Annotated in this window: 25 protein-coding genes; 18 read left to right on the top strand and 7 right to left on the bottom strand. The window is 73.4% G+C overall.

Annotated features, from left to right (window positions below; translation table 11 throughout):
* Positions 1-199 precede the first annotated feature (199 nt).
* A complete protein-coding gene (locus ACIO5E_RS30170) occupies positions 200-1,171 on the bottom strand; it encodes a GlxA family transcriptional regulator (protein WP_400673871.1) in 972 nt (323 codons plus the stop codon).
* A gap of 123 nt (positions 1,172-1,294) precedes the next feature.
* Between ACIO5E_RS30170 and ACIO5E_RS30165 the strand changes: the two genes are divergently transcribed.
* The 4 genes from ACIO5E_RS30165 to ACIO5E_RS30150 all read left to right on the top strand — a co-directional run bounded on the left by ACIO5E_RS30165 (position 1,295) and on the right by ACIO5E_RS30150 (position 4,959).
* Positions 1,295-2,611 (top strand): MFS transporter, encoded by a 1,317-nt coding sequence (locus tag ACIO5E_RS30165; protein WP_400673869.1) that lies wholly within the window; start codon positions 1,295-1,297, stop codon positions 2,609-2,611.
* 116 nt (positions 2,612-2,727) lie between these two features.
* Entirely contained in the window at positions 2,728-3,255 is a 528-nt protein-coding gene (locus tag ACIO5E_RS30160) for a GNAT family N-acetyltransferase (RefSeq protein ID WP_400673867.1), read from the top strand.
* Positions 3,256-3,376: 121 nt separating this feature from the next.
* Positions 3,377-3,721, top strand: a complete 345-nt coding sequence (locus ACIO5E_RS30155) for a DUF4229 domain-containing protein (RefSeq protein WP_400673864.1) — start codon at positions 3,377-3,379, stop codon at positions 3,719-3,721.
* A 257-nt stretch (positions 3,722-3,978) separates the two neighbouring features.
* On the top strand, positions 3,979-4,959 hold the full coding sequence (locus tag ACIO5E_RS30150) for a LacI family DNA-binding transcriptional regulator (RefSeq protein WP_400673862.1): 981 nt from the start codon (positions 3,979-3,981) through the stop codon (positions 4,957-4,959).
* Between the two features lie 101 nt (positions 4,960-5,060).
* On the opposite strand, the gene ACIO5E_RS30145 is transcribed toward ACIO5E_RS30150, so the two are convergent.
* Positions 5,061-6,269: an MFS transporter gene (locus ACIO5E_RS30145; protein ID WP_400673859.1), complete on the bottom strand. Its 1,209-nt coding sequence runs from the start codon at positions 6,267-6,269 to the stop codon at positions 5,061-5,063.
* Positions 6,270-6,692: 423 nt separating this feature from the next.
* Here ACIO5E_RS30145 and ACIO5E_RS30140 point away from each other — a divergent pair, with 423 nt between their 5' ends.
* Both ACIO5E_RS30140 and ACIO5E_RS30135 read left to right on the top strand, forming a co-directional pair.
* Entirely contained in the window at positions 6,693-8,039 is a 1,347-nt protein-coding gene (locus tag ACIO5E_RS30140; protein ID WP_400673857.1) for a dicarboxylate/amino acid:cation symporter, read from the top strand.
* Positions 8,040-8,222: 183 nt separating this feature from the next.
* Positions 8,223-8,762, top strand: coding sequence for an RICIN domain-containing protein (locus tag ACIO5E_RS30135; protein ID WP_400673854.1), 540 nt, complete (start codon positions 8,223-8,225; stop codon positions 8,760-8,762).
* 242 nt (positions 8,763-9,004) lie between these two features.
* Here the strand turns inward: ACIO5E_RS30135 and ACIO5E_RS30130 are convergent, their stop codons facing one another.
* Positions 9,005-9,208 (bottom strand): cold-shock protein, encoded by a 204-nt coding sequence (locus ACIO5E_RS30130; protein WP_031063656.1) that lies wholly within the window; start codon positions 9,206-9,208, stop codon positions 9,005-9,007.
* A gap of 346 nt (positions 9,209-9,554) precedes the next feature.
* Here ACIO5E_RS30130 and ACIO5E_RS30125 point away from each other — a divergent pair, with 346 nt between their 5' ends.
* The 7 genes from ACIO5E_RS30125 (at position 9,555) to ACIO5E_RS30095 (ending at position 17,592) form a co-directional block, all read left to right on the top strand.
* Positions 9,555-10,529: a menaquinone biosynthetic enzyme MqnA/MqnD family protein gene (locus ACIO5E_RS30125; protein WP_400673851.1), complete on the top strand. Its 975-nt coding sequence runs from the start codon at positions 9,555-9,557 to the stop codon at positions 10,527-10,529.
* A 130-nt stretch (positions 10,530-10,659) separates the two neighbouring features.
* On the top strand, positions 10,660-12,414 hold the full coding sequence (locus ACIO5E_RS30120) for a serine/threonine-protein kinase (RefSeq protein WP_400673849.1): 1,755 nt from the start codon (positions 10,660-10,662) through the stop codon (positions 12,412-12,414).
* A gap of 112 nt (positions 12,415-12,526) precedes the next feature.
* A complete protein-coding gene (gene mqnC / locus ACIO5E_RS30115) occupies positions 12,527-13,747 on the top strand; it encodes a cyclic dehypoxanthinyl futalosine synthase (protein WP_400673846.1) in 1,221 nt (406 codons plus the stop codon).
* A gap of 16 nt (positions 13,748-13,763) precedes the next feature.
* Positions 13,764-14,423, top strand: coding sequence for an imidazolonepropionase-like domain-containing protein (locus ACIO5E_RS30110; protein ID WP_400673844.1), 660 nt, complete (start codon positions 13,764-13,766; stop codon positions 14,421-14,423).
* A gap of 248 nt (positions 14,424-14,671) precedes the next feature.
* Entirely contained in the window at positions 14,672-15,259 is a 588-nt protein-coding gene (locus ACIO5E_RS30105; RefSeq protein ID WP_400673842.1) for a hypothetical protein, read from the top strand.
* 160 nt (positions 15,260-15,419) lie between these two features.
* Positions 15,420-16,115 carry a demethylmenaquinone methyltransferase gene (locus tag ACIO5E_RS30100; protein WP_400673840.1) on the top strand — a complete coding sequence of 232 codons (696 nt, stop codon included), beginning with the start codon at positions 15,420-15,422 and terminating at the stop codon, positions 16,113-16,115.
* A 187-nt stretch (positions 16,116-16,302) separates the two neighbouring features.
* Positions 16,303-17,592 carry a geranylgeranyl reductase family protein gene (locus tag ACIO5E_RS30095; protein ID WP_400674106.1) on the top strand — a complete coding sequence of 430 codons (1,290 nt, stop codon included), beginning with the start codon at positions 16,303-16,305 and terminating at the stop codon, positions 17,590-17,592.
* Here the strand turns inward: ACIO5E_RS30095 and ACIO5E_RS30090 are convergent.
* The 3 genes from ACIO5E_RS30090 to ACIO5E_RS30080 all read right to left on the bottom strand — a co-directional run bounded on the left by ACIO5E_RS30090 (position 17,589) and on the right by ACIO5E_RS30080 (position 19,678).
* Positions 17,589-17,978 carry a MazG-like family protein gene (locus ACIO5E_RS30090; RefSeq protein ID WP_400673838.1) on the bottom strand — a complete coding sequence of 130 codons (390 nt, stop codon included), beginning with the start codon at positions 17,976-17,978 and terminating at the stop codon, positions 17,589-17,591. The two genes, ACIO5E_RS30095 and ACIO5E_RS30090, sit on opposite strands and share 4 nt — an antisense overlap.
* A gap of 167 nt (positions 17,979-18,145) precedes the next feature.
* Complete coding sequence (locus ACIO5E_RS30085) at positions 18,146-18,805, bottom strand: peptidylprolyl isomerase (RefSeq protein WP_400673837.1); 660 nt, start codon at positions 18,803-18,805, stop codon at positions 18,146-18,148.
* Between the two features lie 126 nt (positions 18,806-18,931).
* Positions 18,932-19,678: a TetR/AcrR family transcriptional regulator gene (locus ACIO5E_RS30080; protein WP_400673835.1), complete on the bottom strand. Its 747-nt coding sequence runs from the start codon at positions 19,676-19,678 to the stop codon at positions 18,932-18,934.
* A gap of 94 nt (positions 19,679-19,772) precedes the next feature.
* Between ACIO5E_RS30080 and ACIO5E_RS30075 the strand changes: the two genes are divergently transcribed.
* Both ACIO5E_RS30075 and ACIO5E_RS30070 read left to right on the top strand, forming a co-directional pair.
* Positions 19,773-20,438: a CatB-related O-acetyltransferase gene (locus ACIO5E_RS30075; protein ID WP_400673833.1), complete on the top strand. Its 666-nt coding sequence runs from the start codon at positions 19,773-19,775 to the stop codon at positions 20,436-20,438.
* A gap of 174 nt (positions 20,439-20,612) precedes the next feature.
* Complete coding sequence (locus tag ACIO5E_RS30070) at positions 20,613-21,566, top strand: DMT family transporter (RefSeq protein ID WP_400673831.1); 954 nt, start codon at positions 20,613-20,615, stop codon at positions 21,564-21,566.
* A gap of 13 nt (positions 21,567-21,579) precedes the next feature.
* Here the strand turns inward: ACIO5E_RS30070 and ACIO5E_RS30065 are convergent, their stop codons facing one another.
* A complete protein-coding gene (locus ACIO5E_RS30065; RefSeq protein ID WP_400673829.1) occupies positions 21,580-22,152 on the bottom strand; it encodes a hypothetical protein in 573 nt (190 codons plus the stop codon).
* A 194-nt stretch (positions 22,153-22,346) separates the two neighbouring features.
* Between ACIO5E_RS30065 and ACIO5E_RS30060 the strand changes: the two genes are divergently transcribed.
* From ACIO5E_RS30060 to ACIO5E_RS30050, 3 genes are all read left to right on the top strand, one after another.
* The gene (locus ACIO5E_RS30060) at positions 22,347-23,483 is read left to right on the top strand and encodes a sensor histidine kinase (protein WP_400673827.1); all 1,137 of its coding nucleotides are present in this window, start codon (positions 22,347-22,349) and stop codon (positions 23,481-23,483) included.
* Positions 23,484-23,508: 25 nt separating this feature from the next.
* Positions 23,509-24,198, top strand: coding sequence for a response regulator (locus tag ACIO5E_RS30055; protein ID WP_400673825.1), 690 nt, complete (start codon positions 23,509-23,511; stop codon positions 24,196-24,198).
* A 597-nt stretch (positions 24,199-24,795) separates the two neighbouring features.
* Positions 24,796-25,155, top strand: a complete 360-nt coding sequence (locus tag ACIO5E_RS30050; RefSeq protein WP_030060100.1) for an NADH-quinone oxidoreductase subunit A — start codon at positions 24,796-24,798, stop codon at positions 25,153-25,155.
* Positions 25,156-25,211 lie beyond the last annotated feature (56 nt).

Below are 25,211 nucleotides of genomic sequence, written 5' to 3'. Positions count from 1 at the left end.
GGGTTCAGGGCCCGCGCGTCGCGATTGGATGGCGGCCTGCCGCGCCGTGCTCGGGGTGCGCGCGGCTCGCCGCCATCCGATCCGCCGCCGTACTGCGGCACTTTCCGGCCACTTGGCCGAGGATCGCCGGGAGTTCACCCGGGAGTCGTCCGGAACCGCCGGGGAACCGCTCGGGAGCCACTCGGGAGTCGTCCGGACGTCACCCGGGAACCGCGCGGAAGGTGCGCCGGTAGGCGCTGGGTGCGACGTCCAGCCGGCCGCGCAGCTGGAGCCGGAGCGAGGCGGCGGTGCCGAATCCGGACTCCCGGGCCACCTGGTCGATCGTCAGGTCGGTGCGCTCCAGCAACTGGCGGGCCCGCTCGGTGCGCTGCACGGTGAGCCACTGGCCGGGGCTGGCCCCGGTCTCCTCGCGGAAGCGCCGGGTGAAGGTCCGCACGCTCATGCCCGCCCGGTCGGCGAGCTGGCGCAGCGCCAGCGGCTGGTCCAGGCGTTCCAGCGCCCAGGCGCGGACGGCGGCGGTGCCGTGGCCGCTCGGGTCCACCGGGCTCGGGGCCTCGACGTACTGCTTCTGCCCGCCCTCGCGCCACGGCGGCACCAGGCAGTTGCGGGCCACCGCGTTGGCCACCGCGCTGCCGTGGTCGCGGCGGACCACGTGCAGGCACAGGTCCACCCCGGCGGCCACCCCGCCGGAGGTGAGGACGTCGCCGTCGTCGGTGTAGAGCACGTCGGGGTCGAGGCGCACCTTCGGGTACAGCTCGGCGAAGCGCCGGGTGTAGCGCCAGTGGGTGGTGGCCGGGCGGCCGTCCAGCAGCCCGGCGGCGGCCAGCAGGAAGGAGCCGGTGCAGATCGACATCAGCCGGGTGCCGGGCCGGATCCGGGCCAGCGCGGCGGCCAGGGCGGGGGTGAAGGAGGCGTCGACGGTGGCCGGGCTGGAGTCGGCGGAGGCCGGGATCACCACCGTGTCGGCCCGCTCCAGGAGTTCGGGGCCGTGGTCGACGGCGATCCGGAAATCGGCGCTGGTGGCGATCGGCCGGCCGTCCAGCGTGCAGGTGGCGACCTCGTAGAGCGGCCGGCCGACCGGGTCCTTGGCGCCGCCGAAGATGCGGGCGGGGATGCCGAGTTCGAAGGCGATCACGCCGTCGAGGGCGAGTACCGCGACCAGGTGTGCCATGACGTTCCCCTCCGGTGCTGTTGGCGGTCCGGGCCAGGGTATGCCGGGCCATGGCCCGATTCTTGCGAAAGCTGTCATTCAGGCCACTCGTCGCGGTCCCGGCGCCCCGGGACACTCGTCCGTGTGACCGAACGCAACGCCCTCGCCCCCACACCCACGTCCGACGGACCCGCCCCCACCAGGCGCCCCCGGGTGCACTACGCCTGGGTGGTGGCCGGCGTCTCGCTGCTGGTCCTGCTCGGCTCGGCCGGCTTCCGGTCCACGCCCAGCCTGATGATGGACGCCCTGCACAACGAGTTCGGCTGGTCGCTCGGGACGATATCCAGCGCCACCTCCGTCAACCTGACCCTCTACGGCCTCACCGCCCCCTTCGCCGCCGCCCTGATGGACCGTTTCGGCGTGCGCCTGGTGGTGGTCTGCGCGCTGCTGACCATCTCGGTCGGCTCCGGGCTCACCATGCTGATGCGCGAGCCCTGGCAACTGGTGCTCTGCTGGGGCGTGTTGGTGGGCCTGGGCAGCGGCTCGATGGCCGGCGCCTTCGCCACCACCATCACCGGCCGCTGGTTCCAGGCCCGCCAGGGCCTGGTCACCGGCGTGCTGACGGCCGCCGGGGCGGCGGGAAACCTGGTCTTCCTGCCGGTCGGCGCCTGGCTGGTCGAGCACCACGGCTGGCGCTCGGCGGTGGTCGTGGTCTCGCTCGCGGCCAGCGCGGTCGCCGTCCCGGTCCTGCTGCTGATGCGCGAACGGCCCGCCGACCTCGGCCTGTTCCCGTACGGCGCGACCGAGGAGCCTCCGGCCCCCGCCGCCGACACCCGCGCGCTGGCCCGCTCGCTGCGGGTGCTGCGGGACGCCGCCCGCAGCCGGGCGTTCTGGCTGCTGGCCGGCTCCTTCGCGATCTGCGGCGCCACCACCGCAGGCCTGGTCGGCACCCACTTCATCCCGGCCGCGCACGACCACGGCATGCCGGTGACCACGGCGGCCAGCCTGCTCGCCCTGATCGGCCTGTTCGACGTGGCCGGCACCATCTTCAGCGGCTGGCTCACCGACCGGGTCGACTCCCGGCTCCTGCTGGTCGTCTACTACGGGCTGCGCGGACTCTCGCTGCTCCTGCTGCCGCAGCTGCTCGCCGGCTCGCTGGAGCCGCCGATCCTGGCCTTCGTCATCTTCTACGGCCTGGACTGGGTGGCCACCGTGCCGCCGACCGTCGCGCTGTGCCGCCGGCACTTCGGCGAGGACGCCCCGATCGTCTTCGGCTGGGTGCTGGCCAGCCACCAGATCGGCGCGGCCGTCGTCGCCGGGCTGGCGGGCCTGGCCCGCGACGCGCTCGGGAACTACGACCTCACCTGGTACGGCGCCGGCGCGCTGTGCGCGATCGCGGTCGGGCTCTGCCTGGCGCTGCGCACCGGGCGGACGGACCGGGCGGTCCCGGCGCTGTCGTAGGTCAGCCGGTGGCCGGGGTGCCGGGTCCGCCGGCGGCCGGGGTGGCAGGCCCGTCGGCGGACCGGGTGCCGGACCGGACGCCCCGGTGCCGTAGCGGAAAGCCAGGCTCCGCAACCATGGCGCTCACCTTCACCCTTGACCCGAAGCCCGACCCCGACCTGCGCACCGCCGTCGTCCGGCTGTGGGCCGACGTCACCAACGCCGGCGGCGCGGTCGGCTTCGTGGCGCCGGTCACCGAGGACGAGGTCTGGGACACCGCCGATCACCAGTTCGCCGGGGTTCACCCGGACGGTCCGGACCGGCTGCTGGTCGCCCACGAGAGCGAGACCGGCCGACCGGTCGGCGTGCTCTTCTTCGAGTCGATGCGCTTCGACCTCATGGAGCACTGGCGGATGCTCAAGCGGGTCATGGTGCACCCCGACCGCCAGGGCCGGGGCTACGGCGTCCGGCTGCTCGCCGAGGCCGAGCGGATCGCCCGGGAGTGGGGGCTGGAGGGCCTGCGGCTGACGGCGCGCGGCGGCCAGGGCCTGGAGCGCTTCTACGCCCGCTGCGGCTACCGGGAGGTCGGCCGGGTGCCGGCCGCGATCCGGGTGGCGCCCGGGGACGACCGCGACGACATCACCATGTGGCTCGACCTGCGTTGATCCGGACACCGGGTGGGCGGCGGTGGGCGGGGGACCGGCGACCCCTTCCCCACGCCGCCCGTCAGGCATGCTTCACTGGGAGACCGGCCCCCACCCAGACCAGTGAGAAGGACGTGTCCCCGTGAGCAGCACCGGCCCGGAGAAGTCGCACGCCACGCTTCGCTACACCTCCCTGCGGGTCAGCATCTTCCTCGGCTGCCTGCTGGTCGCCCTGCTGCTCGGGCACTTCGGGATCATCCCGGTCAGCGGCCAGGTCGGCGTCATCTTCCTGTTCCTGCTGGCCGCGATCGCCTCCGCGCCGCTCAGCTACGTGCTGCTGAGCCGGCAGCGCGACGAGATGTCCGCCCAGATCACCACCAAGGTCTCCGGCCTGCGCAGCCGTACCGCCGAGCGGATCGCCGCGCAGAACGCCGAGGAGGACGCCGCCGACGAGGCCGCCCGGACGGCCACCGCCGGGCAGAGCTGACCCCGGCCGGACCCGCGACCGCAGCCGCCGTGCCCGCATCCGCCGCCGCCGACTCCGCCGCTTCGGCCTCCGGTTCCGGAGCGCCCGGGTCGCCCGGGGCGTCCGGCCCGTCGCCTGAGTCGCCTGAGTCGCCTGAGTCGCCTGAGTCGCCTGAGTCGCCTGGGCCGTCCGGCCTGTCTCCCGAGTCGCCCGAGACGCCCGCCGAGCGCGCGGCCGGCACCTGGCCGGCCCCGGTCCGCCGGCCCACCGGCCGGGACGTGGCCAGGCTCGCCGGGGTCTCCCAAGCCACCGTCTCGCTGGTCTTCTCCGGCGCCGAGGCCGGCCGCCGGGTCTCCGACGCCACCCGGGAACGGGTCCGGGAGGCCGCCCGCAGCCTCGGCTACCGCCCGCAGGCGGCCGGCCGGCAACTGCGGCTCGGCCGCAGCGGGATGATCCTGCTCGCGGTGCCGAACATCCTCGGCCCGTTCTTCGGCCGGGTACTGGAGGGCGTCCACGAGGAGGCCGGCCGGCACGGCCTGGCGGTCGTGGTCAGCTCCGGCTGGGGCAGTGCCACCCTGGCCGAGGCCGCCACCACCAGCCGTTTCGACGGCCTGCTGATCTGCTCCCCGGACGACAGCCAGCTCGGCGAGCTGCCCGCCGACACCCCCGCCGTCTTCCTGGACGCCGACCCGGGCACCGACCGGGCCCGGCCGACCGTCGAGCTCGACGTGGCGGGTGGGATGCGCGCCGCCGTCGAGCACCTGGCCGGGCTCGGCCACCGCCGGATCGGGCGTCTGCGCTCCACCCACTCCGCGTACACGTTCCGGGTCCGGCAGGCCGCGTTCGAGCAGGCTGCCGCCGAACTCGGCCTGGACGTCGTGGAGTTGGGCGTCAGCCTGAACGAGGGCCAGCCGGCCGCGCGGAGCGTGGCGCACCGCCTGCTGGAGCGTGCGGACCACCCGCGCGCGGTGATCTGCGACGACGACGTGGTCGCCTCCGGGGTCTACCAGGCCGCCGCCGAGCTGGGGTTGCGGGTGCCGGCCGACCTGTCCGTGGTCGGCATGGACAACGTCCCGGTGGCGGCGCTGCTGGCCCCGCCGCTGACCACCGTCGACCTGCCCGGCGAGGAGCTGGGCCGGGCCGGCGTGGCGGCCCTGGCGGGCCTGCTGCGCGGGGAGCGGGTGTCGCCGGTCCCGCCGCTGGCCACCTCGCTGGTGCTGCGTTCCTCCACGGCGCCGGCGGCCGGGGTGCCGCAGTAGCGGGAGCGGCACGCGTAGCCGGAGCCGCGGAGTAGCAGGGGAATGCGAAAGGACCGCGCCCACCGGCCAGACCCCGGTGGGCGCGGTCGTCCGTGGGGGCCTCAGCCCACCGGGACCGGCTGCGCCATCGGCGCGATCGGCGCCGCCCGGAACCAGCGCCGGGAGCCGAACAGCAGCAGGCCGCCGAGCGCGATCCCGCCCGCCGCGCACAGCGCCACCGGTCGCAGCGAGTTCTCGGCGAGGTTGCCGGATACCGCGTAGCCGAGCGAGTTGCCGGTCGCGAACAGCGTCACCAGCCAGGCGAACGCCTCGGTCACCGTCCCGGTCGGCGCCAGCTCGGCGACCAGCACGAACGCCGCGGCCAGCAGCGGCGCCAGCACGATCCCGGACAGGAAGGCCAGCGCGGCCATCGGGTACGGCCCGGGCAGCAGCACCAGCGGCAGGTAGGAGGCGGCCATCGCGAGCGCCATCACCCAGGTGCGGGTGGCCGTACTGCTGCGCCACTTCACCGCACCGTAGGCGAGCGCGCCGAGCAGGCCGCCGAGCGCCGCCAGCGCCAGCAGGGTGCCCGCGCCGCCCGGCAGGGCGCCGGCGTGGTGCTCGGCGTAGGCGATGAACAGCACGTTCTGCGCGCCGACCGCCCAGCCGGCCCCGGCCAGCCCGACCAGCAGCAGCACCAGGCCGGGAGAGCGCAGCGGTCCGAGCAGTCCGGCGGAGTGCGCCCGGGCCGGGGCGCGCCAGGCCCGGGCCGGGGCGGTGGTGGCGACGATCAGCGCGCCGGCCAGCCCCAGCCCGGCGGCCACCCAGAGCGCGGCGACCGGGCTGAACAGGCCCGCGATCCCGGCCACGGCCAGCGGCCCGGCGACGTAGAGGATCTGCTGGGAGGCGGAGTCGAAGGCGTAGGCCGTGTCGAGCTGCTCCTCCTCGACCACGTCCGGCCAGAGCGAGCGCAGGCAGGGTTCGAGCGGGGGCATGGCGAGCCCGGCGATCGCGGCGCCGAGCGGGGCGGCGAGCACGGAGCCGGGGGCGAGGGCGAGCAGCGCGTACCCGCCGCCGGCCAGCACGGCGGAGGCGAGCAGGACGCGCGGCTGCCCGGTGCGGTCCACGATCCGCCCGAGCACCGGCCCGCCGACGGCGGCGGCGATCGCGTACGCGGCGGTGGCCAGCCCGATCCGCCCGTACGGCGCGCCGGCCTCGCGCAGGGTGAGGGCGATCACCAGGGCGGTCATGCCGGCGGGCAGGCGGCCGAGCAGGGTGCCGAGGAGCAGGCGGCTGACGTGGGGGGCGCGGAGCAGGGCGAGATAGCCCATCGGCGTCGTCTCCGGTCTGGGCAGGCGGGGGCGGGGACGACGCCTAAGTTATACGTATAACCGTTGAGTGGTCAATCGGGCCTATCGGGGCGAACTGATGGTGTGTCAGCTTCGTTCGTGTCCGGATCTCGCCTCAACCTCAAACAACTACTTTGAACATCTCAAACCTTTGCTGCTAATGTGTCGGCCATGACCACCTCAGACGCATCGCGGAAGCACGGCCGGGGCTCGCTGCCCGGCGCCGCCCGCCCGTGCGCTCTGACCGGTGCTGTGGACAGCCCGCGCCGTTGTCGCGCCATGAGCTGTATCCCGGCGGCACGCCCCTGACCGGGGGCCGGGACCTCCCCGCCCGGCCCGCGCGCCGTGCCGCCTCCTCCGCCACACCCCACCGTCAGCAACACCCTCCCCCGGAGCCGCACCGTCATGTCCACAGCGCCCGAGGCGATCCCGTCGCCGTCCGTGCTCGCGAGAATCCGCAAGACCCCGTTCTGGGTCCAGATCGTCGCCGGTCTGCTGCTCGGCGTCGGCCTCGGCTACCTGGCCCGCGCCGCCGACATCTCCTGGCTGGCCACCACCCTGGAGACCATCGGCAAGATCTTCGTCCAGCTGCTCAAGCTGGCCGTCCCGCCGCTGGTGTTCACCGCGATCGTGGTGAGCGTCGCCAACCTGCGCAACGTCACCAACGCGGCCCGCCTGGCCACCCGCACGCTGCTCTGGTTCATGGTCACCTCGCTGATCGCGGTCGCCGTCGGTCTGGGCCTCGGCCTGCTGACCAACCCGGGCCGGGGCACCAACCTCAAGACCGAGGGGCTCAAGGCGCTCGACTCCAAGGGCACCTGGATCGACTTCCTGACCGGGATCTTCCCGACCAACATCGTCGACGCCTTCGCCAAGGTGAACGTGCTGCAGATCGTCTTCATGGCGGTCGTGGTCGGCGCGGCGATCATCAAGCTCGGCAGCAAGGCCGAGCCGGTGCTCAAGCTCAGCGAGTCCGTCCTGGAGCTGACCCAGACCGCTCTGTGGTGGGTCATCCGGCTCTCCCCGCTCGGCACCCTCGGCCTGATCGGCAAGTCCGTCGCCAAGTACGGCTGGGACCTGCTCAAGCCCTTCGCCACGCTGACCCTCGACATCTACGTCGGCTGCGCGCTGGTCCTGTTCGTGGTCTACTCGCTGCTGCTCAAGTTCGCCGCCGGCCTCAACCCGGTGAACTTCTTCAAGGGCGCCTGGCCCGCCATCCAGCTGGCCTTCGTCTCGCGCTCCTCGGTCGGCACCCTGCCGGTCACCCGTCGCGTCACCGAGCGCCTCGGGGTCCCCAGCGAGTACGCGTCCTTCTCCGTCCCGTTCGGCGCCACCACCAAGATGGACGGCTGCGCCTCGATCTACCCCGCGATCGCCGCGATCTTCGTCGCCCAGGTCTACAACATCGACCTCGGTATCCGGGACTACCTGCTGATCGCCTTCGTCTCGGTCGTCGGCTCGGCCGCCACCGCGGGCCTCACCGGCGCGATCATCATGCTGACGCTCACCCTCTCCACCCTGGGCCTGCCCCTGGAGGGCGTCGGCCTGCTGCTCGCCATCGACCCGATCCTCGACATGATGCGCACCGCGACCAACGTCGCGGGCCAGGTGCTGGTGCCGGTCCTGGTGGCCTCGCGGGAGAAGATCCTCGACGTCGCCGCCTACAACCGCCCCTCCGGCGACCTGTACGACGACGCCCCGTCGGCCGTCATCCCGGCGCAGGCCTCCGCGAAGGCCGCGGCCGCCGCCTGACGCACGTAAGCGAACGGGCCTTCTCCCCGGCCGGGGAGAAGGCCCGTTCGCTTGTTCCCGGTGATCCGGCGGGGTCGGCGGCGCTAAGGTGTCCGCTGCGCCCCGCCGGATGATCTTCGTCCGGGTGGGGCGGCCGGTCCACGGATCGGCATGAGCCCCTCCTCCTGACTGGACGTCACCAGCATGGCTGTCAGAGCCCGCATACTCGCCGGCGCCCTCGGCGCCGCTCTCCTCTTCTCGGTCGGCGCGCCCAGCGCGGGCGCCGCGTTCGTGCAGACCATCCCGAGCACGGTCACCTGGGGCGTCGCGTACGGCCCCAAGTGTCTGGAGATCGCCGATTGGCGCACCGACAACGGCGCCCCGGCCCGTCAGTGGGGCTGCTCCGGTGGCACCAGCCAGCAGTGGAACGCCCAGGGGGTCCGGACGTCCGGTGGGACGGGGAGCCTCGCCAACGCGTACAGCGGCAAGTGCCTGGAGATCGCGGACTGGCGCACCGACAACGGCGCCCCGGTCCGCCAGTGGGACTGCACCGGCGGAGCCAACCAGAGCTGGACCTGGACCTGGGTGCCCGCCGTCGGCTTCACCCTGGTGAACGCGTACAGCGGCAAGTGCCTGGAGATCGCGGACTGGCGCACCGACGACGGCGCCCCGGCGCGCCAGTGGGACTGCACCGGCGGGGACAACCAGCACTGGTTCCCCTTCGCCGCGGGGACCGTCCGCTAGGGCCTGTCCGGCCCCGGGAGCAGTGACGGTTCAGGAGCAGTGACGGGTCGCACCCCTCGGGCGACCCGCGGGGGAGGTCCCCGGCGACGGCTCGCACCCCGTCACGGGAAACGGGAAAAGGCAGGGGGCCCGCCGGTCGGGCGGGCCCCCTTGGGTGTTGCTCTTGTGCTCGTGGGTGACGGCCGTCGGGGGCCGTCGACGGACCCGGTGGGGTCCCGAGCGATCAGAACATCAGAAGATGGTCAGATAGCGACGACGTTCTCCGCCTGCGGGCCCTTCGGGCCCTGGGTGACGTCAAAGCTCACCGCCTGGTTCTCCTCCAGCGAGCGGAAGCCGCTCGCGTTGATGGCGGAGTAGTGGACGAAGACGTCGGGGCCGCCGCCCTCCTGGGCGATGAAGCCGAAGCCCTTCTCAGCGTTGAACCACTTGACGGTTCCCGTGGCCATGCCGTTCTCCTTGCGAGGGACGTATCGGGGCCACACCGTGTGGCACCCGGTCCGCTGCGCTGATCGCCCTGCCTCCGGACGAGTCCGAAGTTTTTCGATATTGCTGAAAAACTACAAAAAGCCTGCGGTTACATGCTCCGCAGGCTTCAAGTACTGCAAGGGGAATCAAACTGCAACTGAGGGCAACGCTAGCATGCGGTCGCTGTGACGACCAGGGGTGAACTGCGGCCCGGACGGCGCGTGTCGCAAGGGCCCGGACCCGCGTGTCAGGTGCCCGGTGCGGGCCTTTCCGGGCACCGGGCATACGCTGCGGGAAGGCGCACGAACGGCACGAGGGAGCGGCGCAGTGGCAGCAGCGGACGGACAAACGCGGGAGCCCCAGGAGGCCGCCCCGGTCAGGCCGCGGGTCGGCCACATTCAGTTCCTGAACTGCGTCCCCCTCTATTGGGGCCTCGCCAGGACCGGCAATCTGCTGGATCTCGACCTCACCAAGGACACCCCGGAGAAGCTGAGCGACCAGCTCGTCGACGGCTCGCTGGACATCGGGCCGATCACCTGCGTGGAGTACCTGCGCAACGCCGACGACCTGCTGGTCCTGCCCGACATCGCGGTCGGCAGCGACGGCCCGGTGATGTCCTGCCTCATCGTCAGCAAGGTGCCGCTCGCCGAGCTGGACGGCCGCCGGGTCGCCCTCGGCTCCACCAGCCGCACCTCCGTCCGGCTCGCCCGGCTGCTGCTGGAGGAGCGTGAGGGCGTCCGCCCGGACTACTTCAGCTGCCCGCCCGACCTGAGCTCGATGCTCGCCGAGGCCGACGCCGCCGTCCTGATCGGCGACCCGGCGCTGCGCGCCTACCTCGGGCAGGCCGCCGACCTCGGGCTGACCGTCCACGACCTCGGCGAGATGTGGAAGGAGTGGACCGGCCTGCCGTTCGTCTTCGCCGTCTGGGCCGTGCGCCGCGAGTTCGCCGAGCGCCGGCCGGACCTGACGGCGGCCGTACACCGGGCCTTCCTGGAGTCCCGCGACCTGTCGCTGGTCGAGGCCGCCAAGGTCGCCGAGCAGGCCGCCCGCTGGGAGGCCTTCGGGGCGGACGTGCTGGAGCGGTACTTCAGCGAGGCCCTCGACTTCTCGCTCGGCGAGCGGCAGCTGGCCGGCGTCGCCGAGTTCGCCCGGCGGGTGGCGCACGACAGCGGCTTCGCGCCCGACGTCGCGGTGCGGCTGCTGGAGTCGGCGGCGCCGGGGTCGGTCGTGCCGGGGTCGGTCGTGCCGGGGTCGCCGGGGCCGGAGCCGGTGCTGGAGCCGGCGGTGCTGCCGGTCGGCTGAGCGCGGGGCGGCCCCCGCCCGGTACGGTCTGCTCCCGGGCACGTCGTGCGGGCCGACCGCCGGACGCGCCCGGGGCGGCGGACGCGGCCGGACGGCCGCGCGCCCACGGCGCGAGGGGAGCGTGGCGGGCATGCGGGCACTGGGGTCGGACGACCCGCGGCAAGTGGGCGCCTACCGGCTGCTGCGGCGGCTCGGCGCGGGCGGCATGGGCCGCGTCTACCTCGGCCGGACGGCGGGCGGGCGCACCGTGGCCGTCAAGGTGGTGCGCGGCGAACTCGCGGACGACGCCGAATTCCGCGCCCGCTTCCGGCAGGAGGTGGCCGCCGCCCGGCAGGTCGGCGGCGCCTGGACCGCGCCTGTCCTGGACGCGGACACCGAGGGCGAGCACCCCTGGGTCGCCACCGGTTACGTGGCCGGTCCGGCGCTCGGCGACGCCGTCCGGGACTTCGGGCCGCTGCCCGAGCCGGCCGTGCGCGCCCTCGGCGTCGGGCTCGCCGAGGCGCTCGCCCACGTCCACGGGCTCGGCCTGGTGCACCGCGACGTCAAACCGTCCAACGTGCTGCTGACCCTGGACGGTCCGCGGCTGATCGACTTCGGGATCGCCCGCGCGCTCGACGCGACCAGCGGCTTCACCCGGTCCGGGTACGTGGTCGGCTCGCCCGGCTTCATGCCGCCCGAGCAGGCGAACGGGCAGACCGTCGGGCCGGCCGGCGACGTCTTCTCGCTCGGCGCCGTCCTCGCCTTCGCCGCCACCGGGGTGCACCCCTTCGGCGAGGGGGTGAGCGCCGCCGTCCTGCTCTACCGGGTGCTGCACGAGGAACCGGACGTCGCCGACCTGGCCGGGCCGCTGCGCACGCTCGTCCTCGACTGCCTGGCCAAGGACCCGGCCGCTCGCCCCACCCCGGGTGCGCTCCGGGCCGCGCTGGACCCGGACGGCACGGCCACCGCCCGGCTGGGGCAGGGCGGTTGGCTGCCGCCGGCTCTCGCGGCGGCGGTGGGGCGCAGTGCGGTGGGGCTGCTGGATCTGGAGGGGGACGGGGCTTCGCCGGTGGGCGGGGTTCCGGCGGTGGGGGTTCCGGTGGTGGGCGGGGCTTCGCCGGTGGTCGGGGCACAGCCGCTGATCGGGGCACAGCCGCTGATCGGGGCGGCGGCCGAGGAGCCGCCGGTGGTGCGGATGCCGACGCTGGTGCCGGGTGTGGCTGCGGGCACGGGCGGGGGTACGGGCGAGGCTACGAAGCCCGGGCGGCGGCGGCCGGGGCGGGCCGGGCTCGCGGTGACGGTGGTGCTCGCGCTGCTGGCGCTCGGGGGCGGCGGGTACGGGGTGTACGCGTGGCTGCACCGGGCGGATCCGGGGCCGGGGGCGGTCGCCGGGCCGACGGCGCCCACGGGGGACGGCGGTTCCGGGAGCGCGGGGCCGAGGCCGGCGCCGTCCCCGACCGCCGCCGACCGCACCTCCGCCGCCCCGTCGCCCGGGACGGGCAGTGGGACGGGCAGCGGGACGGGCGGGCCGAGCGTGGTGCCGGCCGGGTTCCTGGGCGCCTGGCGCGGGGACATGGTCACGGACAAGGGCGTGCCCGCCGGCACCACCACGCTCACCATCGGTCCGGCCGCGATCGGCCAGGAGAACACCACCAGCCGCAACGTCCTCACCGGCCTGATCCCGCTGAGCTGCGAGGGCGCCTGGACGCTCAGGTCGGTGTCCGACACCAAGCTCGTGTTCGCCTCCCGGCTGGTCCGCTCCTCGCTGCCCGGCGCCTGCACCGGCGGCGCGAACGCGGAGACGCTCACCCTGCAGGGCGACGGCACGATCCGCTTCAGCTCCGCCGACCCGGCGGCCGGGAACCCGGTCGGCACCCTGCGCAAGGTCGACGGGGCAGCGGGCTGACGCGGACGCCGGAAAGGCCTGGCGTAGGCTGGTTCGGCCGTACCCGGGCGCCCGTCGTCCGGGGTCCGGCAGCGCCGAGAACAGCAGTATCCGAGAGAGAGAAGGCCGCCAGGTGACCGAGCTCGCAGCGACCACCCTCGATGCGCCCAGCACCGACCTGCAGGCCGTGCTCGACCGGGCCGCCGGCGGTGGCCGGATCACCCCGGAGGAGGCGCTGGAGCTGTACCGCTCGGCGCCGCTGCACGCGCTCGGTTCCGCCGCCGACGCGGTGCGCCGCCGTCGCTACGCCGGTACCGAGCACATCGCGACGTACATCATCGAGCGCAACATCAACTACACCAACGTGTGCGTGACGGCGTGCAAGTTCTGCGCCTTCTACGTGCCGCCGAAGAGCGACAAGGGCTGGTCCCGCGAGCTCGACGAGATCCTGCGCCGCTGCGCCGAGACCGTCGAACTGGGCGGCACCCAGATCATGTTCCAGGGCGGCCACCACCCGGACTACGGCGTGGAGTACTACGAGCGCGCGTTCTCGGCGATCAAGTCGGAGTTCCCGCAGCTGGTGATCCACTCCCTGGGCGCCTCCGAGGTCGAGCACATGTCCCGGATCTCGGGCGTCTCGATCGAGGAGGCCATCACCCGGATCCACCGGGCCGGCCTGGACTCCTTCGCCGGCGCCGGCGCCGAACTGCTGCCCGAGCGGCCGCGCAAGGCGATCGCCCCGCTCAAGGAGTCCGGCGAGCGCTGGCTGGAGATCATGGAGGTCTCGCACGGCCTCGGCGTGGAGTCCACCTCCACCATGCTGATGGGCACCGGCGAGACCAACGCCGAGCGGATCGAGCACCTGCGGATGATCCGCGACGTGCAGGACCGCACCGGCGGCTTCCGGGCCTTCATCCCGTACACCTACCAGCCGCAGAACAACCACCTGAAGGGCTCGACGCAGGCCACCGTCTTCGAGTACCTGCGGATGATCGCGATCGCCCGCCTGTTCCTCGACAACGTCGCCCACATCCAGGGCTCCTGGCTCACCACCGGCAAGGAGGCCGGCCAGCTGTCGCTGCACTACGGTGCGGACGACCTCGGCTCGGTCATGCTGGAGGAGAACGTGGTCTCGGCGGCCGGCGCCAAGCACCGCTCCAACCTCACCGAGCTGATCCACCTCATCCGGGCCGCCGACCGCGTCCCGGCGCAGCGCTCGACCACGTACGAGCACCTGCGGGTGCTGGACGACCCGGCGAACGACCCGGTGGACCCGCGGGTCGCCTCGCACATCGCCTCCACCGCGATCGAGGGCGGCACCGCGCACCCCGAGCTGAAGATCCTGGACAACTGAGGCCAGGGCCACCGCCGTGCTGACCCTGCACCGGGCGGCCCTGGTGCTGCCCGACCCGGCCGATCCCGCCGCCCCGTCCCTCCCGGACGGGGCGGTGCTGGTGCGCGGCGACCGGATCGAGGCCGTCGGGCCGTACCGGGAGCTGGCCGCCGCGCACCCGCCGGCGCGGCTGCGGGACTGGGGCGCCGCCGTGCTCACCCCCGGGCTGCGCAACCCGTACGGGCACCGGCTGCTGGAGCGCGACTACCACCCGGACCCGCGCGAGGAGGTCGGCGTCGAGCCGGTGGCGGACGGGCTGGTCGGCTCAGTCGATGACGCCCGGTGCGGGGCGAGCGCCCGGCGCGGGCTGCAGCGGATGCTCGGCTTCGGGGTGACGGCGGTGGCCGGGCCGTTCGAGCGGGCAGCGGTGCGGACGGCGGTGGCGCGCTCCGGGCTGGTCGTGCTGCCGGGCGCCCTGGACGCGGGGGGCGCGGGGGGCGCGGGAGACGCGGGGGGCGGTCCGCTGGACCCGTTGGCGGTGCTGCCGCTCGCGGCGGCCGTGCACGGGCGGGTGGCGGCGGGCGGCCGGGCCGACTTCGTGGTGTTCCCCGCTGTTGGGGAGGGCTTCGCCGCGCCGCTGCCGGGCGGCTGCCTGGCCGCCGTGCTGGGCGGGCGGTTGGTGTACCGGCGGCGCTGAGCGGGACCGGCGCGGGTGCGGCGTACTCGCCGGTAGCCGGACTTCCTTGCGGCGTACGCGACTTCCTTCGTGTGCCGCCGAACTCCGGTGTCCACCCGGCGGGGTGATTCCCCCTTCGCCGTGACCTGAGGGCCCGCCAGCGGATACGATCCCGGACAGCTCACTCCGTACCCTCACCACATCACCGCCCGTGCCCGCGGGTGGCGGGGCCACGTCCCAGGCCCCGACGGCAAGCCAGGACAGGAACCATGCGATCCGCGACCGTTCCCCCGCCGCGATCCCCGCGGATGGGCCGTGGTTGGTACCTCGCCGCCGTGCTCAGCGCCGTGCTGGCCGTCGGCATGTGCCTGCTCGGTTGGCGCCAGGCCGACCAGGCCGACCGGATCGGCGCCCACCCGGTGAGAGCCGAGGGCGTCGTCACCCAGCTCCCCACCGGCGGCGGCTCCTACAGCGCCGTCAGCTACCGGGCCGGCGGCCAGTCCCACACCGCCGCCGCGCTGCCGCTCGCCGACGGCGCCAAGATCGGCGACCCGATCTGCCTGGAGCACGCCGCCGACGACCCGGGCGCGGTGCGGATCTGCGGCGACACCTACCCGCAGCCGGTCGGTATCGGCCTGGCCCGCTTCAGCGTGCCGGTCGCGGTCGGGATGTTCGTGATCTGTGTGCTGCGGATCCGGCGGCACCGGCGGGCCCTGGCGGTCCGCGCCGGGCAGGGCCGGCTGGCCACCACCGTCGCGCTGGCGACCGGGGCGCTGGCCGACGGGATGCCCGCGATAACCCACGGCAAGCGCTCCCGGCGCCGACGGCGCGCGGGCGGTCGGCGCGCGCAGCACTGACGGGGGCGGCCGGCGCGCAGCACTGACGGGGGCGGCCGGGTTGACGGGCCCGTTCGGATCGGTGGGCTCACCCGGGCCGGACGTCCCGTCCGGCGGGTGCCGGACGTCCCCGGCGTGCCCCCTTGGTCCGGGCGCCGGCGCGAGGGTGAACAATGGGGGCGTGACCCGAGCCTCTCTGGACAAGCAGCCGCACGAAGTCGCCGCCATGTTCGACGACGTCGCGGCCAAGTACGACCGCACCAACGACGTGCTGTCCCTCGGCCAGGCCCGTGCCTGGCGCCGGGCGGTGGCCGAGGCGGTGGCCGCCGGACCGGGGGACCTCGTGCTCGACCTCGGGGCCGGTACCGGCACCTCCTCGCTGCCCTTCGCCGAGGCCGGCGCGCAGGTCGTCCCGTGCGACTTCTCCGTCGGCATGCTCGTCGAGGGCAAGAGCCGCCACCCCGAACTGGCGCTCACCGCCGGCGACGCCACCCGGCTGCCGTTCGCGGACGACACCTTCGACTCGGTGACGATCTCCTTCGCGCTGCGCAACGTCCAGGACACCGACGAGGCGCTGCGCGAGATGCAGCGGGTCACCAAGCCCGGCGGCAAGCTGGTGATCTGCGAGTTCTCCACCCCGACCTGGACGCCGTTCCGGACGGTCTACACCGAGTACCTGATGCGCGCCCTGCCGCCGGTCGCCACCGCGGTCAGCAGCAACCCGGACGCGTACGTGTACCTCGCCGAGTCCATCCGGGCCTGGCCCGACCAGGCCGCGCTGGCCGCCCGGCTGCAGGAGAGCGGCTGGTCCAAGGTCGCCTGGCGCAACCTCACCGGCGGCATCGTCGCGCTGCACCGGGCGTACAAGCTCGGGTAGCGGGCGGACAGGCCCGGGCGGCGGGTGCGCGGGTGCGGCCGGTGCGCGGGTGCGGTGGGGGACCGGTGGGGTGGGGGCGCGGTCGTTTCCGGCGGCGGGGACGGAACTAGACTGCCGGAGACAAAAGCCGCCGTCCCCCAGCCGCAGCTCCAGGAGAGTGTCCACCGTGTCCGAGACCGCAGCCGATCTGACGAAGCCGGACAGCCCGATCGAGAGCACGGCCGACGTCATCGTGGTCGGCGCGGGCCCGGCCGGGTCCACCACCGCGTACTACCTCGCCCAGGCCGGGCTGGACGTGCTGCTGCTGGAGAAGACCGCGTTCCCGCGCGAGAAGGTCTGCGGCGACGGCCTGACCCCGCGCGCCACCAAGCAGCTGGTGGACATGGGCATCGACGTCTCCACCGAGAACGGCTGGCTGCACAACAAGGGCCTGCGCATCATCGGCGGCGGCGTCCGGCTGGAGCTGGACTGGCCCGAGCTGTCCGCCTTCCCCGACTACGGCCTGGTCCGCAAGCGCGCCGACTTCGACGAGCTGCTGGCCCGTCAGGCCGAGAAGGCCGGCGCCCGGCTCTACGAGCGCTGCAACGTCAGCGGGCCGGTCCTGGACGACCGCACCGGCCGCATCGTCGGCGTCACCGCCAAGCTCGGTGACGAGAAGCGGCCGGTCACCTTCCGCGCCCCGCTGGTGGTCGCCGCCGACGGCAACTCCACCCGGCTCTCCCTCGCCATGGGCCTGCACCGCCGCGAGGACCGCCCGATGGGCGTCGCCTACCGGACGTACTTCACCTCGCCGCGCCACGACGACGACTACCTGGAGTCCTGGCTGGAGCTGTGGGACACCCGCGGTGGCCAGCGCAAGCAGCTGCCCGGGTACGGCTGGGTCTTCGGCATGGGCGACGGCACCTCCAACGTCGGCCTCGGCATCCTCAACTCCTCGCCCGCGTTCGGCGAACTCGACTGGCGCGAGGTGCTCAAGGCCTGGTGCGCCGGCATGCCGGAGGAGTGGGGCTACACCCCCGAGAACATGACCGACCCGATCCGCGGCGCCGCGCTGCCGATGGCCTTCAACCGGCAGCCGCACTACACCCGCGGCCTGCTGCTCGTCGGCGACGCGGGCGGCATGGTCAACCCGTTCAACGGCGAGGGCATCGCCTACGCGATGGAATCCGGCCAGATCGCCGCCGGCGTCATCGTCCAGGCCCACGCCCGGGTCACCGCGACCGGACGCGAGCGCGCCCTGCAGGGCTACCCGCGCATCCTCAAGGACGTCTACGGCGGCTACTACACGATGGGCCGCGCCTTCGTGAAGCTCATCGGCAACCCCAAGGTGATGCAGCTCGCCACCCAGCGCGGCCTCACCCACCCGATGCTGATGCGCTTCACCCTCAAGATGCTCGCCAACCTCACCGACCCGCAGGGCGGCGACGCGATGGACCGCATCATCAACGGCCTCGCGAAGGTCGCGCCGAACGCCTAGGGCTTCCTCTCCGTCTCCTCCGTCTCCTCCTGTTCCTCCGCCGTCTTCCGCTCCCGGTCCGCCGGGTGGCGGGAGGCGGCGGAGCGCTGTTCGACGTAGGCGAGGCGGTCGGCGAAGACCCGGGCCGCGTCGGGGGTGAGCGTCCGGAGGGCCACGAGGGCGGAGAAGACGACGTCGCAGAGCTCGTGCTGGACGTCCTCCCAGCTGTGGGTGACGCCCTTGCGCGGGTTCTGGCCGGTGGCGCCGATCACCGCGGCGCCGACCTCGCCGATCTCCTCGGAGAGCTTGAGGATCCGCAGCAGGCGTTCCTCCCGGGGCGACTGCGTGCTCTCCTCGTCGAGCCACGCGACCACGTGGTCGACGCTCTCCCAGATCCGGCTGTCCATGTGCGCTGCTCCCGTGCGGTGTCGTTGGTGCTGTCACCGTACGGGAGCGGCGGCGGGCGGCGGTCGGTCGGCCAGCGGGTGGAGGACTGTCGGTAGCGGTAGCGGTAGCGGGTGCGGGTGCGGGTGCGGGTGCGGGTGCCCGGCCGGCCGGCGGGGTGGGCCTTCGGTCAGTGGGTGCCGATCTTCACGTGGCGGATGTTCACGGGGAGGTTGGGGAAGCCGTCGCCGGGGTTGTTCTGGTCGTCCTCGCCGCCGGCGGCGATCTTCTGCAGCACGTCCAGGCCCGCCGTGACCCGGCCGAACGGGGTGTAGGCAGGGGAGAGCTTGGTGTCCTTCCAGACGAAGAAGAACTGGCTGCCGTTGGTGTTCGGACCGGCGTTGGCCATCGCCACGGTCCCGGCCGGGTAGGTGGCGCCGGTCAGGTTCTCGTCCGGGAAGGAGTAGCCGGGGCCACCGCTGCCGGTGCCGGTCGGGTCGCCGCACTGCAGGACGTAGAGCCGCTGGGTGGTGAGGCGGTGGCAGTGGCTGCGGTCGAAGTAGTCGTGCTCGGCGAGGAAGCGGAACGAGAAGGTGGTACAGGGTGCCTTGTCGGTCAACGCCTGGAAGGTGATCGCGCCCTGGCTGGTGCGCAGGGTGGCGCGGTAGGGCTGGGCGGCCTTCTTGGCGTCGAAGACCGGGATGCCCTTGAAGTTGTCGGCCGGCACCGCGGCGGTGTAGGTGCAGGCGGGCACGGGGGGCGGGGTGTCCGCGACGGCGGTGCCGGCGCTCGCCGTGAGCGGGAGGACGGTGGCGACGGCGAGCAGGGCCGCCCAGGGTGCGCGCTTCACGTGACTTGCCTTCCGAGGGATGGTGGACGGCGGGGTTGGCATGGCGCCATCATCCACGCCGGGGCGGCGATCCGGTAGGGGGCGGTGGGGGTCGGGTTCCATCGGGCGGGCGAAGGGGCGGGAGCGTCAGGAGGCTTGCCGGGAGCCGGGGTTGGCGGTCGGTGCGAGGTTGGCGGTCGGTGCGGGGTTGGCGGTCGGTGCGGGGTTGGCGGGTGGCGTGGTGGTGAAGAGTCCGGCGCGGGCGGCCAGCGCGGCGGCGTCGGCGGCCCGTTCGGCGGCGTGGGCGTCCAGCGGCTCGCCGGTGACGAACAGTCGGTAGTACAGCGGGGCGGTGGCGGCCCGGACCACCTCGGCGCCGTCCGTCCCGGCGGGCAACTCGCCGCGGGCGACCGCTCGTTCGGCCACCTCGGAGGCCTGGCGGTGGCGGGCGGTGAAGAAGGCGCGCAGGGCGGCCGCGCCGGCGTCGGAGCGCTGGGCGGCGAAGATCAGCGCGGTGGGGGTGGCGCCCAGGTCGGGATCGGTGAAGACGGTGAACACCTCCCGGGTGATCCGGCGTAGGTCCTCGCGGAGGTCGCCGGTGTCGGGCAGCGGCCAGGACTGGTCGGCCGAGGCGGTCAGGGCGTCCGCGACCAGGCCGTCCACCCCGGTCCACCGCCGGTACAACGTCGCCTTGTGGACGCCGGAGCGGGTCGCGACCGCCTCGACGGTGAGGCCGTCGTACCCCTTCTCGGCGACCTCGGCGAGGGTGGCGGCGACCACCTCCGCCCTGACCCGGGCGCTGCGGCCGCCGGGGCGCGGGGTCGGGGTGCGGGGTTCGGGGTGGGGGTTTTCGGGGGTGTGCGGGGGGGTGCTCTCGGAGGTGTTCCCGTTCAAAGTCGACTCCAGTCGCATTAATGCTTGCTGTGGCGAGGCGGTCGTGCCATGCTCATCGTAATGCGACTTGAGTCGCGTTATGAGAGGAGCCTGCATGACCGCCATTGCCATTCCCGATCCCACGGCCCTGCACCCGCTCGCCGGCCACGACCGGGTGGTCCTGCTGCGCCCGCTCGTCACCGACCCGGGGATCGAGGTCGGCGCCTACACCTACTTCGACGACCCCGACGGGGCCACCCGCTTCGAGCAGCGCAACGTCCTCTACGCCTACGGGCCAGAGCGGCTGGTGATCGGCAAGTACTGCGCGATCGCCACCGGGACCCGCTTCCTGATGGCCGGCGCCGCCCACCCGAGCATCGGTGTGTCCACCTTCCCGTTCACGATGTTCGGCGGCGACTGGACCGAGCGGACCCTCGACATCGCCACGGGCCTGCCCAGCCGGGGCGACACCGTGATCGGCAACGACGTCTGGTTCGGCTACGGTGCCACCGTCCTGCCCGGTGTCCGGATCGGCGACGGCGCGATCATCGCGGCCGGCGCGATGGTCACCGCCGACGTCGATCCGTACACCATCGTCGGTGGCAACCCTGCCCGCCCGATCCGGCGCCGCTTCGAGGACGCCGACGTCGAGCGACTGCTCCGCGCGGCCTGGTGGGACTGGCCGGTGGAGCTCGTCACCGAGCACGTCCGCGCCATCATGTCCGGGACCCCGGCGGACATCGAGGAGATCGCTGCGGCGAACGGCCTGCTCGTCGGCTGATCGCCGGACCCGGAAGGGCATTGATCGCGGACGGGCCGGTGCGCGAGGATGGCGCCCTCCTGCTCCACGCCCCCGCCCCGTCGACAGCCGGGCCTTCCGCCCGGTTCCAGGGTCCGTCCGACGCCGTACGGTACTCGCGCCCGCCGGTTCCGTACGCTCGGAGGGATCTGACCCATGCGTGCCCCGTTGTCCATGTCCTCGTCCTCCTCGGTCCTTCGCGATCTGCCGGTCCTGCTCGTGGCGGTGGTGTGGGGGTCGAGCTTCCTCGCCGTCCAGCGGGTGGCAGGGCCCGGGACGGCCGTGGCGATGCTGGTACTGCGGTTCGGGCTGGTGCTGCCGCTGCTGGGGGCGGTCGCCTGGCCGGCGCTCCGGCGGCTGAGCCGTGCCGAGTGGCTCGGCGGCGGCGCGCTGGGGCTGGTACTCAGCGGGATCTTCCTGCTGGAGACCTACGGCGCCGTGCACACCTCCGCCACCAACGCGGGGCTGATCATCAGCCTGGCGATGGTGCTCACACCGCTCGGTGAGAGCGCCCTCGGCCGGACGGCGCCGCCGCGGGCCTTCCTCGCGGCCGCCGGGCTGGCCGTGCTCGGCGTCGCCCTGCTCACCGGGGACGGCGGGCTGCGTCCTCCTTCCCTCGGGGACCTGCTGGTCCTGGGTGCCGCCCTGGTCCGCTCGGCCTTCGTCCTGGCGACGGCCCGCGTCCGGGCCGTCCGCGACACCGACATGCTTGCTCTGACCTGGGTCCAACTCGCGGTTGCCACAGCCGTGTTCGCGGTCGTCGCGGTGGTCGTGGGGCCGTCGCCGTGGACCCTCGCCAGCTCGTACGGGCCCGACCAGTGGGCCTGGCTGCTGCATCTGTCCCTGTTCTGCACGCTGTTCGCCTTCTTCATCCAGATGTGGGCCGTCCGCGCCACCTCGCCGTCCCGGGTGAGCCTGCTGCTCGGCACCGAGCCGCTGTGGGCTGCCGTCTTCGGCATCACCATCGCCGGGAACCGGATGGGCCCGCTCGCCCTGGTCGGCGGAGCCCTGGTGCTGGTCGCGACCGAGTGGGGCCGCCGCACCGCCCCGGCTCCGCGCCAGGCCGAGGCCGAAGCCGCGGACCGGGAGTCGGAGCCCGCCCCGGCGTGACACGTCACGGTGGTCACCTGCGCCGCAGGGTGCGTCGGGCGTAGTCGACGGTGACCACGCCGAGCAGCGGACCCCAGGCGACCAGCGGCAGGTAGGCGAGGGTCATCACCAGGCCGGCGATGCCGTGCGGGGAGTCCGCCTCCGCCATGTTCCGGCTCCAGCCGCCGGTCAGCGCGGCTATCCCGAGCGTGGTCAGAATCGCCGAGCCCAGTGCGGCCGGAACGATCGCCGCGAGCGGCCGGACCGCCCGGCCGCCGATCAGCGGGATCCAGCGAGGCGCCACCCGCCCCCAGGGCCGGACCAGCCCGACGGTCAGGAAGGCCAACGCCTCGGCCAGGGCGCTCAGCACCACGACGTAGACCGTGCCCCAGCCCGGCTGGTGCTCGGCGTACCGCGCGGCCGTGGCGCCAGTGAAACCGACCGGGACGCCGAAGCCGAACGCGATCCGCCACAGCCCCGAGGGCACGGTCGTCAGGACGGTGGCCCTGGCGGCGAGCTCGGCCCATCGCGGCGCGGGCGGGACGGCCGGGACGGCCGAGGGGGTCGAACGAGTGGCGGTCCGGGCCTTGATCATGATCTTCGACATGGGGGTGAACTCCCTTCGCGGTCGGCCCATCCGGCCGCTTCGATGGCTCAAGCCTGACCGCTGCGGCCGGTCCGCGACAGCTGCCGATCGGGCTGTTCTCCCTGCTCAACAGGCCTCTGAAATATGCCGATCGGCACAAGCGGGCAGCCGGCGACCCGTCGTAACGTAACGGCAGTCGAAAGGAGGAGATGGCGATGAGTCAGCTGCTGGCGGTGGTCGTTCCGGCCACCCTCCTGCTGGTGCCCATGGCGCGCAGGCGCCGAGGGGCCGCGGTCGCGACCGCGGCGGTCGGGGCGATGTCGTCGGCGGTCACGATCGCCGTCTGGCTCGCCGGCCGCTGGACGGAGTCGGACCGGTGGCCCGGGGTGCTCGGCCTGGCCGAACTGGCCGCGCTGCTGCTGGCGGTGGTCCTCCTGCTGCGCGCGGAGGACGGCCCGCGGTGCGCGGCGGCGGCCTGGACGGCCTGTGGTGCGGTCGCGCTCTGGCCGTCCCGCTTCCAGGCGATTGACGGGCCCGGAGACGTACTCACCCTCTTCGGTTTCGGGTCGATGCTGGCCCTGCCGGCCGTTCTGATCGGGCTTTATCTGCGCGGCCTGGACGCGGGGCGGCACAGGGCGGTCGCCGAGGCACGGCGTGCCCAGCGGCTCGAACTGGCCCACGACCTGCACGACTTCGTGGCGCATGACGTCAGCGGCATGGTCGCCCAGGCCCAGGCCGGGGCCTATCTCGCAGCCATCGACCCGGCCCGGGCGGTCGAGATGTTCGAGCGGATAGAGCAGGCCGGGCAGCGGGCCCTGGCCTCGCTGGACCGGACGGTTCAACTGCTGCGCACAGAGGAGGGGACTGGGCGCGGACCGCAGCAGGGGCTGGCCGAACTCGTCGAGTTGGTCGAGCGGTTCACCGCCTCGGGCGCCGCCGAGGTCCGGCTGGAGCTCCCGGAGGAGCCAGTACCTCGGGAGGTGGAGGGCACGGTTCACCGGGTCGTTGTCGAGGCCCTGACCAACGTCCGGCGTCACGCCCCGGGCGTACGGCAGGTCGAGGTCAGGGCACGCTGCACCGGTGGGTGGCTGGAGTTGCTGGTGGTGAATGACGGCCTCGCCCCTGGTGCAGGTGGGCGCCCGCGCCGGGGCGGCGGCAGCGGACTACCGGGGCTGGCGGCCCGGGTGGAGGCGCTCGGGGGCACGTTGGCAGCGGGTGCGGACGGCCGGGATGCCTGGCAGGTGACGGTGAGGCTGCCGTTGGAGCGGCAGGAGGGAAACGAGACGCGAGAAGCGCAGCGGGTGGAGGAGTCAGGGGAGGAACGGGAGATGCAGGGGAGACCGGTCCGGTGAGGACCAGCACAGAGGAAGGGTGGAGATGAGGGGCAGCACGGGCCCGATTCGGATCCTGGTCGCCGACGACCAGGCGGATGTCCGCAGCGCGTTCCGGATGATCTTGGACGTCCAGCCGGATATGGCCGTGGTGGCGGAGGCAGCGGACGGAGTCGCGGCGGTGGAGGAGGCCCGACGGCTTCGACCGGACGTCGTGCTCGCGGACATCCGGATGCCAAGGCTCGACGGTCTGGAGGTCACAAGACAGTTGGCCGGGGAGTGCAAGGTGATCGTGGTGACCACCTTCGACCTGGACGAGTACGTGCACACGGCCCTGCGGCACGGTGCGGCCGGGTTCCTGCTGAAGCGTTCTGGGCCAGTGCTGCTGGTCGAGGCGGTCCGCGCGGCGATGGCGGGGGACGCGTTGATCAGCCCGCAGATCACCGTCAGGTTGCTGCGGCACATGGCGGCGCCGGCGGGCGACCGGAGGGCCGGCGCCGGGCCTGTGGCACCGGTGCCGCTGAAGGCTGGCCCGGTTGAGGAACTGACCGCGAGAGAAAGGGAGATCGCCGCACTGGTGGCGGACGGCGCGACGAACGCAGAGATCGGAGCGGGGCTGTTCATCTCACCGGGGACGGTGAAGAACCACCTCGCCAACGTCCAGCGCAAGCTCGGTGCCCGTAACCGGGTGGGCATCGCGGCCTGGGTCTGGGAGAAGGCGGCTGGTAGCCGGTAGCCAGCCCCAGCGCACGGAGATCGGGGAGCCCCGCCCTGGGTCAGGCATGACCCAGCACCGGAGAAGGTCGGGCGGGCGGCGGGCGGCGGGCGGCGGGCGGCGGGCGGCGGGCGGCGGGCGGGGTGGGGGGAGGGGAGGGGAGGGGGAGACCCCCTCCAAGCAGCACCTCGCGCGCTTGTGAACGAAGGGTCAAGCGGACGTTCGGAACCGCGCCACCCCTCAGAGTGAGCCGCTATAACACGTCAACATGACGCCAGAAAATTTGCTCCCGGCGAAGCATAGTTGATATAGGAGCGCGGCTCTGACCAGCCGCTTCACAAGTAAATGCGACCGGTTGTGACCATTTGACTTCTTTGCGTTGACAATTCTGGGCATGTTCATATTCGACACGATTCCCATCGTGTCGTAGATCACAAAGATGACGTTGAACTGCGTGTCGCAGATCACAAGCTGACGGGCATAGGATGCGCTCGTTCCAGGCTTTGTGAACTGCCTCACATGAGGTGGATCCCGGGAACCGGAACGCGGGTTCACCTCAGCGTGACCCGCCGGTTCCGATCTGCAGTCAAGGACGACTGGACGGAGGGAGCGGGGGCTATGAATGCCTACGCGCCGATCCTCGTACTCGGTGCCATCGCGGCGGCGTTCGCGGTCGGCTCCGTCGTGATGGCCTCACTCACCGGCCCCAAGCGCTACAACCGGGCCAAGCTGGAGGCGTACGAGTGCGGCATCGAGCCGACCCCGCAGCCCGTGGGCGGCGGTCGGTTCCCGATCAAGTACTACCTGACGGCGATGCTCTTCATCGTCTTCGACATCGAGATCGTCTTTCTCTACCCCTGGGCGGTGACCTTCGACGCCCTGGGGATCTTCGGGTTGGTCGAGATGCTCCTGTTCATCGCCACCGTCTTCGTCGCGTACGCCTACGTGTGGCGCCGCGGCGGTCTGGAGTGGGACTGAGCGCGGGGTGGCCGCCGCCTTTGTGAACGAGCGGACAAGCCCGAACGGGCCGGCCG

Origin of the sequence: Kitasatospora sp. NPDC087314 (assembly GCF_044744365.1) — a bacterium.
GTDB lineage: Bacteria > Actinomycetota > Actinomycetes > Streptomycetales > Streptomycetaceae > Kitasatospora.
This window is presented reverse-complemented; position numbering and strand designations above follow the sequence as displayed.

Excerpts from the sequence above, each read along its gene's own strand:
- ACIO5E_RS30105 (WP_400673842.1), top strand. The coding sequence starts at position 14,672 with ATGCGATCCGCGACCGTTCCCCCGCCGCGATCCCCGCGGATGGGCCGT.
- ACIO5E_RS30050 (WP_030060100.1), top strand. The coding sequence starts at position 24,796 with ATGAATGCCTACGCGCCGATCCTCGTACTCGGTGCCATCGCGGCGGCG.
- ACIO5E_RS30120 (WP_400673849.1), top strand. The coding sequence starts at position 10,660 with ATGCGGGCACTGGGGTCGGACGACCCGCGGCAAGTGGGCGCCTACCGG.
- ACIO5E_RS30170 (WP_400673871.1), bottom strand. The coding sequence starts at position 1,171 with ATGGCACACCTGGTCGCGGTACTCGCCCTCGACGGCGTGATCGCCTTC.
- ACIO5E_RS30135 (WP_400673854.1), top strand. The coding sequence starts at position 8,223 with ATGGCTGTCAGAGCCCGCATACTCGCCGGCGCCCTCGGCGCCGCTCTC.
- ACIO5E_RS30130 (WP_031063656.1), bottom strand. The coding sequence starts at position 9,208 with ATGGCCACGGGAACCGTCAAGTGGTTCAACGCTGAGAAGGGCTTCGGC.
- ACIO5E_RS30070 (WP_400673831.1), top strand. The coding sequence starts at position 20,613 with ATGCGTGCCCCGTTGTCCATGTCCTCGTCCTCCTCGGTCCTTCGCGAT.
- ACIO5E_RS30145 (WP_400673859.1), bottom strand. The coding sequence starts at position 6,269 with ATGGGCTATCTCGCCCTGCTCCGCGCCCCCCACGTCAGCCGCCTGCTC.
- ACIO5E_RS30090 (WP_400673838.1), bottom strand. The coding sequence starts at position 17,978 with ATGGACAGCCGGATCTGGGAGAGCGTCGACCACGTGGTCGCGTGGCTC.
- ACIO5E_RS30140 (WP_400673857.1), top strand. The coding sequence starts at position 6,693 with ATGTCCACAGCGCCCGAGGCGATCCCGTCGCCGTCCGTGCTCGCGAGA.
- ACIO5E_RS30160 (WP_400673867.1), top strand. The coding sequence starts at position 2,728 with ATGGCGCTCACCTTCACCCTTGACCCGAAGCCCGACCCCGACCTGCGC.
- ACIO5E_RS30065 (WP_400673829.1), bottom strand. The coding sequence starts at position 22,152 with ATGTCGAAGATCATGATCAAGGCCCGGACCGCCACTCGTTCGACCCCC.
- ACIO5E_RS30060 (WP_400673827.1), top strand. The coding sequence starts at position 22,347 with ATGAGTCAGCTGCTGGCGGTGGTCGTTCCGGCCACCCTCCTGCTGGTG.
- ACIO5E_RS30055 (WP_400673825.1), top strand. The coding sequence starts at position 23,509 with ATGAGGGGCAGCACGGGCCCGATTCGGATCCTGGTCGCCGACGACCAG.
- ACIO5E_RS30075 (WP_400673833.1), top strand. The coding sequence starts at position 19,773 with ATGACCGCCATTGCCATTCCCGATCCCACGGCCCTGCACCCGCTCGCC.